Source organism: Streptomyces sp. NPDC050504, assembly GCF_044458065.1.
In the GTDB taxonomy this organism is placed as follows: Bacteria; Actinomycetota; Actinomycetes; order Streptomycetales; family Streptomycetaceae; genus Streptomyces.
The window spans coordinates 204,352-216,752 of sequence record NZ_JBITHO010000010.1 but is presented as its reverse complement, the minus strand read 5'-3'; the positions used below and the strand labels follow the sequence as shown (position 1 = coordinate 216,752).

Here is a 12,401-nt window from a genome sequence, read left to right as displayed (position 1 = left end):
GGGGCCCCCCCCCACATTTGTTCCTATTTTACCCATTTTTCAACAACCAAACCCACCACCCCCGGGGGCCGTGGGGGGGCCGGTGGGGGGGGGGGGGGCCACACCCCCCCCCCCCCCCCCGCCCCTTGTCCGGTCACCCCGCCGGTCGACCGGCCTCACGTCCCGTCAGGAGACCACCGCGGGATCGCCCGGCTGTTTCGGCACCCGCTCCGAACCGTTCTCACCCCCCTCGCCCGCCTCGTCGTTCTCGTCGCCCACGGCGACCCCGCGCCGCTTGGAGACGTAGACGGCGCCGACGATGACCGCGATCGCGGACACGGCCGCCACCGCGCGCACCGCCGTGCTCGCGTCCTCGCCGTAGCTGAACTGCACGACGGCCGGGGCGATCAGCAGTGCCACCAGGTTCATCACCTTCAGCAGCGGGTTGATGGCGGGCCCCGCGGTGTCCTTGAACGGGTCGCCGACCGTGTCGCCGATGACGGTCGCGGAGTGCGCCTCGCCGCCCTTGCCGCCGTGGTGGCCGTCCTCGACGAGCTTCTTGGCGTTGTCCCACGCGCCGCCGGAGTTGGCGAGGAAGACGGCCATCAGCGTGCCGGTGCCGATGGCACCCGCGAGGAACGAGCCGAGTGCGCCCACGCCCAGCGAGAAGCCGACCGCGATCGGGGTCATCACGGCGAGCAGCCCCGGCGTGGCCAGTTCGCGCAGCGCGTCCTTGGTGCAGATGTCGACGACGCGCCCGTACTCCGGCTTCTCGGTGTAGTCCATGATCCCGGGGTGTTCGCGGAACTGCCGCCGCACCTCGTAGACCACCGCGCCGGCCGACCGCGACACGGCGTTGATGGCGAGCCCGGAGAAGAGGAAGACGACCGCGGCGCCGACGATCAGCCCGACCAGGTTGTTGGGCTGGGAGATGTCGAGGCTCAGGTTCGTCTCGCCCGCCTTGGCCCCGACGTCCTTGACCGCGGTGGCGATGGCGTCGCGGTACGAGCCGAAGAGCGCCGCCGCCGCGAGTACGGCGGTGGCGATGGCGATGCCCTTGGTGATGGCCTTGGTGGTGTTGCCGACGGCGTCCAGGTCGGTGAGGACCTGCGCGCCCGCCCCCTCGACGTCGCCGGACATCTCCGCGATGCCCTGCGCGTTGTCGGAGACGGGGCCGAAGGTGTCCATGGCGACGATGACGCCGACCGTGGTGAGCAGCCCGGTGCCGGCGAGCGCCACCGCGAACAGCGCCAGGATGATCGAGCCGCTTCCCAGGAGGAACGCCCCGTACACCGAGAGTCCGATCAGAAGGGCGGTGTAGACGGCGGATTCCAGGCCGATGCCGATGCCCGCGAGGATCACCGTGGCGGGGCCGGTCAGCGAGGACTTGCCGATGTCCCGTACGGGGCGCCGGTTGGTCTCGGTGAAGTACCCCGTCAGCTGCTGGATGAGCGCGGCGAGCACGATGCCGATGGCGACGGCGACGATGGCCAGCGTGCGCGGGTCCCCGTCGTGGCTGAGGACGGCCGCCTCGCTGACCCCGTCGAGGTCGGCGTACGAGGACGGCAGGTAGGCGTAGACGGCCGCGGCGACCAGGGCGAGCGAGATGACCGCCGAGACGAAGAAGCCGCGGTTGATGGCCGTCATTCCGCTGCGGTCGGCGCGCCGCGGGGCGACCGCGAAGATCCCGATCATCGCGGTGACCACGCCGATCGCCGGAACGATCAACGGAAATGCCAGCCCGGCGTCGCCGAAGGCGGCCTTGCCGAGGATGAGGGCCGCGACGAGCGTCACGGCGTACGACTCGAAGAGGTCGGCCGCCATGCCGGCGCAGTCGCCCACGTTGTCGCCGACGTTGTCGGCGATGGTCGCGGCGTTGCGCGGGTCGTCCTCGGGGATGCCCTGTTCGACCTTGCCGACGAGGTCGGCGCCGACGTCGGCGGCCTTGGTGAAGATGCCGCCGCCGACCCTCATGAACATCGCGATGAGCGCGGCGCCGAGGCCGAAGCCCTCCAGCACCTTGGGCGCGTCCGCGGCGTAGACGAGGACCACGCAGGAGGCGCCGAGCAGACCGAGGCCCACCGTGAACATGCCGACGACGCCGCCCGTACGAAATGCGATCTTCATTGCCTTGTGCGCGACGGCCGTCAGATCCTTTTCCGGTTCACCTTCCGCCGGAGTGGCCTCACGTGCCGCAGCGGCCACTCGCACATTGCTCCGTACGGCGAGTCGCATACCGATGTATCCGGTGGCCGCCGAGAAAAGCGCACCCACCAGGAAGAACACCGAACGTCCCGCGCGCTGCGACCAGTTGTCGGCCGGCAGCAGCATGAGAAGGAAGAAGACCACCACGGCGAAGATCCCGAGGGTCCGCAACTGCCGCGCCAGATAGGCATTCGCGCCTTCCTGCACGGCCGACGCGATCTTCTTCATGGAATCCGTGCCCTCGTCGGCCGCCAGGACCTGGCGTACCAGCAGCTGGGCCACGACGAGCGCGGCGAGAGCCACGGCCGCGACGACGATGACGATGATCCGGTTGTCGTCGGTGAGAACCGCGGCCGCGAGAGAAGTGGATCGATCGGACAGTTCTGGGTTGAAGAGCCCCGCCATTCGTCCTCCTTGACGCTCAGAGCTCAAGATGGACGGATTGTAGGGAGCGGAACCCGATCAAAACAGAGTGCCGCAATTGCGATTGGCCGCAGGTTGCCTCTCAGCAAATGATCGCGTTTCTCAAACCTGCTCGAAATCGGTAACGGGTCAAATCCATTGACGACTTGATCGACGATCTAGAAATTGCTCGGGGTAAAAGAAAAAGACCCTGCTGAGCAGGGTCTCTTCACGAACAACAGAAGATCGGATCCGCACCTCAGGGCAGTACGGTCGCAGGAGTCGTCGGCCAGCTCATGCGGATCACTCCGCCCGCGTCGGACGCGGAGACCTCCACGTCGTCCACGAGCCCGCTGATCACCGCGAGCCCCATCGCGTCGCCCTCGTCGTCGACGCCGTCGGCAACGGAGTCGACGCCGACGTCCCGGCCGTCGGCCCGCGCGCCGTCACGCGCTCCGGGCACCGCACCGTCGGAACCGCGACCGGGCACTTCGTCCCCGACCTCGATGGAGAACGCCTTCTCCTCCTCGGTGAGCACGACCCTGACCGGGGCGTCGATGCCGTTGCTGCGGTGCAGCCCGACCGCCCGGCTGCACGCCTCTCCGACGGCGAGCCTGACCTCGTCAAGGACCGCTTCGTCCACCCCTGCCCTGCGCGCCACGGCGGCCGCCACCAGGCGGGCCGTCCTGACGTGCTCGGGCTGGGCGCTGAAGCGGAGTTCAACGGTGGCCATGGGTCCCCCTCGGACTTGGCTGCGTGCGTCGCGGGGCACCGGGCTCCGCGCCCGGTCCCCCGCCCTTCTCCGACAAGCCTCCGGCGACCGTCAGTCGGTAGCCGCGACGGCTTCGTCGACCGTCGTGTGGATCGGGAACACCTTGGTGAGACCGGTGATCCGGAAGATCTTCAGAATGCGCTCCTGGTTGCAAACCAGACGCAGCGAGCCCTCGTGCGCGCGCACGCGCTTCAGGCCGCCCACGAGCACACCCAGGCCGGTGGAGTCGAGGAAGTCCACGCCCTCCATGTCGACGACCAGGTGGTAACTGCCGTCGTTCACCAACTCGACCAACTGCTCGCGCAGCTTGGGCGCGGTATATACATCAATCTCGCCGCCGACCTCGACGACCGTACGGTCGCCTGCTGGTCCGGTCACATTGCGAGTCGACAGGGACAGGTCCACTGATCCTCCAGCACCTTGCTATCGAGCGGCCGCCCCCTACAGGTCCCCGGCGGAGCCGAGGGACGGTCGCCAGCCGCGATGGCATTCAATCACTTACCAGCAGCCATGCACGACGCCTTGGGAGCATTGTCCGTCACGCCAGTGACACACTCGGTGCCGATGGCCAAGAATCACCGCCCCAGACGACCTCCCGAGAGCGGGGGTTCCCGCCCCCTGCCCCGCGAGGTCCTCGACCGGCTAGCCGCGGGATCGGACCGGGCTGCGCGCATCACTCATACGGAGCACTTGCCCCCGCGCACGGGCCGCCATGCCATCTGGCCCGACCGCATCCGCGCGGAAGTGATCGCGGCGATCCAGCGGGCCGGCATCGAGCACCCCTGGGCCCACCAGGCGACGGCCGCCGAGCACGCCCTGGACGGCGAATCTGTGGTGATCGCCACAGGGACCGCGTCGGGCAAGTCGCTCGCGTACCTCGCGCCCGTCCTCACCGCCCTCCTGGACGGCTCCGAGGCTCCCAACGGCCGGGGCGCCACCGCCCTCTACCTCGCCCCCACCAAGGCGCTCGCCGCCGACCAGCGCCGCGCGGTCAAGGAGCTGGCGGCCCCGCTGGGCAACGGAATCCGGCCCGCCGTCTACGACGGGGACACCCCCGTCGAGGAACGCGAGTGGGTCCGCCAGTACGCCAACTACGTCCTCACCAATCCCGACATGCTGCACCGGGGCATACTTCCCTCCCACCCCAGGTGGTCCTCCTTCCTGCGCGCCCTGCGCTACGTCGTCATCGACGAGTGCCACACCTACCGGGGCGTCTTCGGCTCCCACGTCGCCCAGGTGGTCCGCCGTCTGCGCCGCCTGTGCGCCCGCTACGGCGCGAACCCCGTCTTCCTCCTCGCCTCCGCCACCTCCGCGGAACCCGCCGTCGCCGCCCGGCGCCTCACCGGCCTCCCCGTCCAGGAGGTCTCCGACGACGCCTCGCCCCGCGGCGAACTGGTCTTCGCCCTCTGGGAGCCGCCGCTCACCGAACTCCGCGGCGAACAGGGCGCCCCCGTCCGCCGCACCGCCACCGCCGAGACCGCCGACCTCCTCACCGACCTCACCGTCCAGGGCGTCCGCTCGGTCGCCTTCGTACGGTCCCGCAGGGGCGCCGAGCTGATCTCCGTGATCGCCCAGGAGCGGCTCGCCGCCGTCGACCGCTCGCTGCCCTCCCGGGTCGCCGCCTACCGGGGCGGCTACCTCCCCGAGGAGCGCCGCGCCCTGGAGCGCGCCCTGCACTCGGGCGAGCTGCTGGGCCTGGCCGCGACGACCGCGCTGGAGCTGGGCGTGGACGTCTCGGGCCTGGACGCCGTCGTCATCGCCGGCTACCCGGGCACCCGCGCCTCGCTCTGGCAGCAGGCGGGCCGCGCCGGGCGCTCGGGCCAGGACGCGCTGGCGATCCTGGTCGCCCGCGACGACCCGCTGGACACCTTCCTGGTCCACCACCCCGAGGCGCTCTTCGACCGGCCCGTCGAGTCGACGGTCCTGGACCCCGACAACCCCTACGTCCTCGCCCCCCACCTGTGCGCGGCCGCCGCGGAACTCCCGCTCACCGAATCCGACTTCGAGCTCTTCGGCCCCGCGGTCCCCGGCCTCCTCCCCCAGCTCGAAGCGGCGAACCTGCTGCGCAGGCGCTCCACCGGCTGGTACTGGACCCGCCGCGAGCGGGCCGCCGACCTCGCCGACATCCGGGGCGAGGGCGGCAGCCCCGTCCAGATCGTCGAGGCCGCGACGGGCCGACTTCTCGGCACGGTCGACGAGGCCTCGTCCCACACCGCCGTCCACGACGGCGCGGTCCACCTCCACCAGGGCCGTACGTACCTGGTGAAGCGCCTCGACCTGGCGGACTCGGTGGCCCTGGTCGAGGAGGCGTCACCGCCCTACTCGACCACCGCCCGCGACACCACCGCCATCTCCGTCCTGGAGACCGAGACCGAGGTCCCGTGGGGCGAGGGCCGCCTGTGCTTCGGTTCGGTCGAGGTCACCAACCAGGTCGTCTCCTTCCTGCGCCGCAAACTGATCACCGGTGAAGTGCTCGGCGAGACGAAGCTGGACCTCCCTCCGCGCAAGCTCCGCACCCGCGCCGTGTGGTGGACGGTCGCCGAGGACCAGCTCGACGCCGCCCGGATCAATCCGGAGATCCTCGGCGGCGCCCTGCACGCCGCCGAGCACGCCTCCATCGGGATGCTGCCGCTCTTCGCCACCTGCGACCGCTGGGACATCGGGGGCGTCTCGATCCCCCTCCACCCCGACACGCTCCTGCCCACGGTCTTCGTCTACGACGGCCACCCGGGCGGCGCGGGCTTCGCCGAGCGCGCCTTCCACACCGCCCGCGCCTGGCTCACCGCCACCCGCGAGGCGATCGTCTCCTGCGAGTGCGACGCGGGCTGCCCGTCCTGCGTCCAGTCCCCCAAGTGCGGCAACGGCAACGACCCCCTGCACAAACGGGGCGCGGTCCGCCTCCTGACGCAGCTCCTCAAGGAAGCGCCCACGGAGAAGACCCCGTAGCGACCGTCGGGCCCGACGGGCTGGGCGGGCCGGACGGGTCGGCTATTTCCGGAACGCCCGGAGGGCTGGGTGGGATCGACGGACTGGGCGGGCCTGTAGGGCTGGGCGGGCCTGGAGGGCCCGGCGGGCCGAGTAAGTTCAGCGCGCCCGGAGGGCTGGGCGGGCCTGTAGGGCTGGGCGGGCCGGGTAGGTTCGGCGCGCCGCCCGGAGGGCTGGGCGTCCCGTCAGGGCCCGGCGGCCCCGCACGCGCCCTGGCCTCCGCCGCGTACGGCCCGAACCGGGTCCGCGCCGTCACATCGGCCACCTCGCCCAGCACCGCGCACCGCACCACCTCCGCCCCCTGAGCCCCCGCGACCCTCTCAGCGGCCCCGCACGCGTCCGCCGAGCCCCACAACGCCCGGTCGGCCGCCGCGAGCGCCGCCAGGTCCGCCGCACCGCCCGCCCGGTGCCGTACGGCCACCGCCTGCCCCAGCGCGAGGAGCCCTCCGAAGACCACGCACAGCACGCACACCGCCACCGCGGTCCACACGGTCGCCACGCCCCGATCCCCCGATCGTCCGCATCCGCATCCGCATCCGCGTCGGCATCGGCGTCCGCGTCGGCGTCCACGCCGATCGTCCGGACTCCCCCGCCCATCACGCCACCTGGCGCCGCTCCGGTTCACACCTCCTCCCCCACCGTGTCCTCCGCGAGTGCCGCCGCCTCCGCCGTGAGCGTCAACGCCAACGCACCCGGCCCCGGCGTCGGGGCCGTGACCTTGACCCGCCACAGCTCCCCCGACCTCCCCACCTCGACCCCGGCGCCACGCGGTGCCGCGGCCTCGGCCGCCGCCAGCACGGCCTCCCGCGGCTCGGACCTCGCGGCCGCCCGCGCCCCGGCCCGCGCCGCGTCCACGCACTGGATCTGCGCGGCAGCCGCCGCCAGCCCCCACACCAGCGCCGCGACGAACGCCACCAGCACCGGGATCGCGACCGCGGCCTCGGCCGTCACCGACCCCCGCTCCCCGAGAGACGCCCGCTCAGAACGGCGCATCGAGCGCCTTCCCGATGAGCGCTTGCAGGGCGGACTCCACCGTCCCGCTCGTCACCACCTTGTAGAGAAGTGCCGCGAAGCCACAGGCCGCGATCGTGGCCACGGCGTACTCGGACGTCGCCATGCCCGCATCGCGCCCCCGCGCCTTCACCCGCTCCACCAGCCAACGCACCATCACCATCACCATCAACCCCCTTGATCAGAAAAGAACTTGGAAGGGAACCCGGAAAGGAACTCGGAAAGGAACCCGCCCGGAAAGAAACGTGCTCCCCTTGCTTTCGCCTGCTTCACCCGCGCCCGCTTGCACTCACTGACCCCGCAACAGGCCGCTCGCCAGACCGATCAGCACCGGCACCACCCCGACCGCCAGGAACGCGGGCAGGAAGCAGAGCCCCACCGGAGCCGTGATCAGCACCCCGGCCCGCTGGGCCCGCGCCGTCGCCTCCCGCGCCCGTTCGGCCCGCAACCGCTCGGCCACCCGGGACACGGGCTCCGCCGACGGCGCTCCCGTCGAGCAGGCGCGCTCCAGGCAGCGGGCCAACCCGTACGCCCCCGTTGCCTCGCCGAACCTCCCCCACGCGTCCGCCGGTTCACCGCCGAGCCGCAGCTCCGCGGCCACCCGCACCAGCCGCGCCCCGACCGGCCCGCCCAACGACTCCCCGACCGCGTCGGCCGCCTCCCCGGGCCCCGCACCCGCCGACGCACACGCCGCCAGCAGATCGGCGGCAAGCGGCAGTTGGTCCCCAAAGCCGCCCGTCTCCCCAACCACCCCCGAGCGACCGGCCCTCGACTCCCCGACCACCCCGGAACGCCCGGCCCCGGCCCGCTCCCCGGTCCCGGACCCCGCCCCCACTCCCGTACGCCCCCGCTGCCACCACCACACCCCGTAGCCCCCGGCCACCCCGGCCAAGGCCCCGAACGGCCCGCCCAGCAGCACCCACCCCGTCACCACCGCCCCCAACGGCGCACCCCACCGCAGCACCCACCCCCGTAAAGCAGCCCGCCCCACCGCCTCCCGGGCGCGCCCCCACCCCCACGACGGCTCCGCGCGCACCCCGGCCACCACCGCGGCCCGTCCCCGCACCAACCGCGCCCTCCGCCGCCCCGCCACCGCGAGGGCCACGTACGCGGCACCGGCGAGCAGCGCCCCCGCTGCCCCCAGCCCGTGGGCAACGTCCCCGTTCATCCGGCGTCCCCCGCTCCCCGTCGCACGATCCGCCCCGCCCACCACAGCCCGGCTGCCTCCAGCCCCGCGCCCACCACCAGGCACCCGAGCCCGGCCGGGGTGTGCAGCAGTACGCGCAACGGCTCCGCGCCCAGGGCGCCGCCCAACAGCAGCCCCACAGCCGGCAGCAAGGCCAGCACCACCACCGTCGACCAGGCCCCCGCCAGCCGGGCCCGCAACTCCGCCCGCTGCTCCAGCTCCGCGCGCAGCGCGCCCTCCAGCCGCTCCAGGCCCTCCGCCAGGCCCGCTCCGCCGTCCACCGCGACCCGCCAGCACGCGGCCACCCCCGCCAGCCCTTCTCCGCCCGGCTCGCGCGCCGCTTCCCGCAGCGCCAGGGGCACGTCCCCGCCGAACCTCACCGCCGCTACGAGCCCGGCCTCCGCCGCGCCGAGCACCCCAGAGTCCCGCACCCCGGCCAGCAGCGCGGGCCCCGGCTCGCGCCCCGCGCGCAGCTCCGCCGTGACCGCCCCGCACAGCGCGACCACCCCCTCCGCCCGCTTCGCCCGCGCCCGCTCCCGTTCCCTGCGCCGCAGCCAACGCCCCGCCAACGGCACGGCGGCCGCTCCCGCGAACAGCGGCAGCACCGACTCACCGAGCGCCGCGGCCACCCCCGCCACGACCAGGCACCCCCATTCGCGCGGCACCCGCCGCCAGTCCCACCGCGCGCCCCGGGGCCACCCGCCCCACCACGGACGCACGCCGTCCACCCCGCTGCCCGCGAACAGCAGCCGCCCCCGCCGCAGCCCCCTGTCCCGCCCGACCACGAGCCAGGCAGCGGCCCCCGCGCACAGGGCCGCGTGCAGGGCGTACCCCGCACCCGGAACCCCGGCGGACCCCGCCTCCGCCAGCCCCACCACCCCACTCACCGCACCCGCCAAGCCCTCCGCGCCCGCCGCCCCACTCGCCAGGCTCAGCCCGCCCTCCAAACCCGCCCACCCACTCGCCGCACCCACAACGCCCTCCACGCCCGCCGGCCCGTTCACCGCGCCCGCCACGCCCGCCAGCCCGTTCACCGCACCCGCCACGCCCGCCAGCCCGTTCACCGCGCCCACGCCGCCTTCCACGACCACCGCCCCACTCACCGCGACCCGCCCCCGATCAGTCCGCGCAGCCGCTCCCAGCCGCGTTCGTAGGCGAAGGCGTCCCCGGCCCACCGCAGCGCGGGCACCGTCACCACCCATCCGGCCTCGTCCCGTTCGACCACCCGGATCTCCGCGATCCGCCGCCGTCCGCCCCGGTCCCGCACGAGGTGGACGACGACCGACAGCGCGGCCGCCAGTTGGCTGTGCAGCGCCGCCCGGTCGAGTCCTGCGGCCGTCCCCAGGGCTTCGAGGCGCGCGGGCACATCGCGCGCGGCGTTGGCGTGCACCGTGCCGCACCCGCCCTCGTGCCCCGTGTTCAGCGCGGCCAGCAGCTCCGTGACCTCGCCGCCTCGCACCTCGCCCACCACCAGCCGGTCGGGCCGCATGCGCAGCGCCTGGCGCACCAGGTCGCGCAGGTCGACCCGGCCCGCGCCCTCCTGGTTGGCGGGCCTGGCCTCCAGCCGCACCACGTGGGGATGGTCGGGCCTCAGCTCCGCGGAGTCCTCCACCAGCACGATCCGCTCATCGGCCGCCACCGCGCCCAGTAGGGCGGCCAGCAGCGTGGTCTTGCCGCTGCCCGTGCCGCCGCTCACCAGGAACGACACCCTCGCCTCCACGAGCCTGCGCAGCAGCGCGTCCCCGCCGGGCGGCACCGTCCCCGAGGCGACCAGCTCGGCAAGCGAGAAGGCACGCGGCCGCACCACCCGCAGCGACAGGCAGGCGCAGCCGACCGCGACCGGCTCCAGCACCGCGTGCATCCGCGTCCCGTCCGGCAGCCGCGCGTCCACCCAGGGCCTGGCGTCGTCCAGCCTGCGGCCCGCCACCGCGGCGAGCCGTCGCGCCAGGCGCCGTACGGCCGCCGCGTCCTGGAAGGTGACGCCGGTCAGTTCGAGTCCGGCGCCCCGGTCGACCCAGACCCGGTCGGGCGCGGACACCAGCACGTCCGTGACGGCGGGGTCCGCCAGCAGGGACTCCAGGGGCCCGGCCCCGACCAGTTCGCCGCGCAGTTCCTCCGCCGCGCCCAGCACCTCCACGTCCCCCATCAGCCGCCCCTGCGCCCGCAGCGCGGCCGCGACCCTGGCGGGCGTCGGCTCGGCCCCGGTCTGGGCGAGCCTGCGCCGTACTTCCTCCAGCAGCGCGCCAGCCATCAGGAACCACCTCCGACCAGCGCGCGCTCCCAGAAAGCCGTGCAGAACCTGGCCAGCGGGCCGCGCGCCGCGCTTCCCGGCGGCACGCCCTCGTCCTGGGCCGCCGGCAGTCCCGGTTCCCAGGGCACCTCGCCCGCCAGCGGCAGCTCCATGGAGCCGGCGATCCACTCCTCGTCGAGGCCGGCCGCGTAAGGGCCGCGCGCCACGATCCTCAGATCGCCGAGCACCATGCCGACGGACGAGGCGACCCGGCGGGCCGCCGCGACGGCCCGCAGCTCGCCAGGCACCACCAGCAGCCCGAGGTCCAGCTGGGCCAGCGCCTCAAGCGCACCCTCGTCAACCCTGCGCGGCAGGTCCACGACCACCACCCCGCCCAGGCGCCGCGCGGCGGCCAGCACCGAGCGCATCGCCTCCGCGGGGACGGCCACCCAATCGCCGCGCCCGAAGCTGAGCACCCGCAGCCCGTGGAGTTCGGGCAGCGACTCCTCCAGGGCACCGCCGCCGACCCTCCCCTTGGCTTGGGCGAAATCCGGCCACCTCCTGCCTTCCGTGCGCTCCCCGCCGAGCAGCACGTCGATGCCTCCGCCCAGCGGATCGCCGTCGATGAGCAGCGTGCGCAGCCCGGACCGGGCCGCCGTCACGGCGAGGGCGCAGGCCAGGGTCGACGCGCCGGCGCCGCCCCGGCCGCCGATCACCCCAACGGTCAGGGCCGGTCGGCCCACCCCCTCCGCCGCGTTCGCGATCTGGTCGACCAGCCAGGTCTCCCCCTCGGGCAGCCGCAGCACCGAGTCGGCCCCGATCTCCACGGCCCGCCGCCACACGTCGGGGTCGTCCTGGTCCCTGCCGACGAGCACGACGCCAGGTCTGCGCGCGGCGCCCCGGCAGCGGTCCGCCGCGTCGTCCCCGACCAGCACCAGCGGGGCGCCCTCCCAGCCGCCCCTGCGTTCGGGAACGGTGTGGTGGACCTCGGGGTCGGCGCCCGCCGCCGCGCACAGCCGCAGCAGGTCGTCGAGCAGGTCCGGGTCCTCGGTGACGATCAGCGGTCCGCCCCGCTGTCCCTCTGCGGCCCGCGGCCGGTCGTGCGCGATGGTTCCCGTCACGATCTCCCCCATCTTCCAGAGCTCTTCCGGAGCGGGATCACCCGGTCGACCGGCCGCCCGTGGCGGTCGGATCTCGGTGATCCGCGATTGCGTTGTCGTTCAGCCGTCCGTTGTCCGATGCGCGATGTCCGATGCATGTGGACTTCACGAACGGAATCACCGTGCAGCGCATCTGGAAATGGTGTGGATCTTGCTCAAAAACTGTGGACAACCAGGCCCATGTGAATATCCCGTTAGCCCATACCAGTGACTTCCGGAGAGCAGCGCAACCATCACGGAGCGTGACGAGTCTGAGGTGTCAGAGGCTGGCGCCGACGAGGCGCGGGAAGCGGGAGAACGATCACCCCCAGCATGTCCGGACGCCGAAAAGGCGTCCGGACATGCGACGACCCCCGCCGGGGGGGAGAGCGGGGGTCGTCTCTCCGGCCGACTCGGGGGGGGAGGAGCCGGTCCGGGTTAGCACGGTCGCGAACGATCCGTGACTTCCATGGTGTACCCGAGAGCCTTCTC

At 73.6% G+C, this 12,401-nt stretch carries 11 protein-coding genes; 1 reads left to right on the top strand and 10 read right to left on the bottom strand.

Translation table 11 applies throughout. The features are described from left to right. Positions 1-165: 165 nt before the first annotated feature. From ACIBNE_RS32965 to ACIBNE_RS32955, 3 genes are all read right to left on the bottom strand, one after another. Positions 166-2,589, bottom strand: a complete 2,424-nt coding sequence (locus ACIBNE_RS32965; RefSeq protein WP_399278151.1) for a sodium-translocating pyrophosphatase — start codon at positions 2,587-2,589, stop codon at positions 166-168. Between the two features lie 256 nt (positions 2,590-2,845). Beyond that, positions 2,846-3,319: an ATP-binding protein gene (locus tag ACIBNE_RS32960; protein ID WP_399278149.1), complete on the bottom strand. Its 474-nt coding sequence runs from the start codon at positions 3,317-3,319 to the stop codon at positions 2,846-2,848. A gap of 90 nt (positions 3,320-3,409) precedes the next feature. Beyond that, positions 3,410-3,763: an STAS domain-containing protein gene (locus ACIBNE_RS32955; RefSeq protein WP_185033884.1), complete on the bottom strand. Its 354-nt coding sequence runs from the start codon at positions 3,761-3,763 to the stop codon at positions 3,410-3,412. 78 nt (positions 3,764-3,841) lie between these two features. Between ACIBNE_RS32955 and ACIBNE_RS32950 the strand changes: the two genes are divergently transcribed. Then, positions 3,842-6,304 carry a DEAD/DEAH box helicase gene (locus ACIBNE_RS32950; RefSeq protein WP_399278147.1) on the top strand — a complete coding sequence of 821 codons (2,463 nt, stop codon included), beginning with the start codon at positions 3,842-3,844 and terminating at the stop codon, positions 6,302-6,304. Here the strand turns inward: ACIBNE_RS32950 and ACIBNE_RS32945 are convergent. The 7 genes from ACIBNE_RS32945 to ssd all read right to left on the bottom strand — a co-directional run bounded on the left by ACIBNE_RS32945 (position 6,273) and on the right by ssd (position 11,903). Further along, positions 6,273-6,842: an Rv3654c family TadE-like protein gene (locus ACIBNE_RS32945; RefSeq protein WP_399278144.1), complete on the bottom strand. Its 570-nt coding sequence runs from the start codon at positions 6,840-6,842 to the stop codon at positions 6,273-6,275. The genes ACIBNE_RS32950 and ACIBNE_RS32945 overlap by 32 nt on opposite strands. A gap of 122 nt (positions 6,843-6,964) precedes the next feature. After that, positions 6,965-7,294, bottom strand: coding sequence for a TadE family type IV pilus minor pilin (locus tag ACIBNE_RS32940; protein WP_399278142.1), 330 nt, complete (start codon positions 7,292-7,294; stop codon positions 6,965-6,967). Positions 7,295-7,322: 28 nt separating this feature from the next. Then, positions 7,323-7,523 (bottom strand): DUF4244 domain-containing protein, encoded by a 201-nt coding sequence (locus ACIBNE_RS32935; RefSeq protein ID WP_399278139.1) that lies wholly within the window; start codon positions 7,521-7,523, stop codon positions 7,323-7,325. 120 nt (positions 7,524-7,643) lie between these two features. Beyond that, on the bottom strand, positions 7,644-8,522 hold the full coding sequence (locus ACIBNE_RS32930) for a type II secretion system F family protein (RefSeq protein WP_399278137.1): 879 nt from the start codon (positions 8,520-8,522) through the stop codon (positions 7,644-7,646). Continuing rightward, positions 8,519-9,409: a type II secretion system F family protein gene (locus tag ACIBNE_RS32925; RefSeq protein WP_399278368.1), complete on the bottom strand. Its 891-nt coding sequence runs from the start codon at positions 9,407-9,409 to the stop codon at positions 8,519-8,521. The genes ACIBNE_RS32930 and ACIBNE_RS32925 overlap by 4 nt, the downstream gene beginning before the upstream one ends. Before the next feature lie 230 nt (positions 9,410-9,639). Further along, positions 9,640-10,791, bottom strand: coding sequence for a TadA family conjugal transfer-associated ATPase (locus tag ACIBNE_RS32920; RefSeq protein WP_399278135.1), 1,152 nt, complete (start codon positions 10,789-10,791; stop codon positions 9,640-9,642). After that, on the bottom strand, positions 10,791-11,903 hold the full coding sequence (gene ssd, locus ACIBNE_RS32915) for a septum site-determining protein Ssd (protein WP_399278133.1): 1,113 nt from the start codon (positions 11,901-11,903) through the stop codon (positions 10,791-10,793). Before ssd ends, ACIBNE_RS32920 begins: the two co-directional genes overlap by 1 nt. Positions 11,904-12,401 lie beyond the last annotated feature (498 nt).

Excerpts from the sequence above, each read along its gene's own strand:
- ACIBNE_RS32935 (WP_399278139.1), bottom strand. The coding sequence starts at position 7,523 with ATGGTGATGGTGATGGTGCGTTGGCTGGTGGAGCGGGTGAAGGCGCGG.
- ACIBNE_RS32930 (WP_399278137.1), bottom strand. The coding sequence starts at position 8,522 with ATGAACGGGGACGTTGCCCACGGGCTGGGGGCAGCGGGGGCGCTGCTC.
- ACIBNE_RS32965 (WP_399278151.1), bottom strand. The coding sequence starts at position 2,589 with ATGGCGGGGCTCTTCAACCCAGAACTGTCCGATCGATCCACTTCTCTC.
- ACIBNE_RS32950 (WP_399278147.1), top strand. The coding sequence starts at position 3,842 with ATGGCATTCAATCACTTACCAGCAGCCATGCACGACGCCTTGGGAGCA.
- ACIBNE_RS32960 (WP_399278149.1), bottom strand. The coding sequence starts at position 3,319 with ATGGCCACCGTTGAACTCCGCTTCAGCGCCCAGCCCGAGCACGTCAGG.
- ACIBNE_RS32920 (WP_399278135.1), bottom strand. The coding sequence starts at position 10,791 with ATGGCTGGCGCGCTGCTGGAGGAAGTACGGCGCAGGCTCGCCCAGACC.
- ssd (WP_399278133.1), bottom strand. The coding sequence starts at position 11,903 with ATGGGGGAGATCGTGACGGGAACCATCGCGCACGACCGGCCGCGGGCC.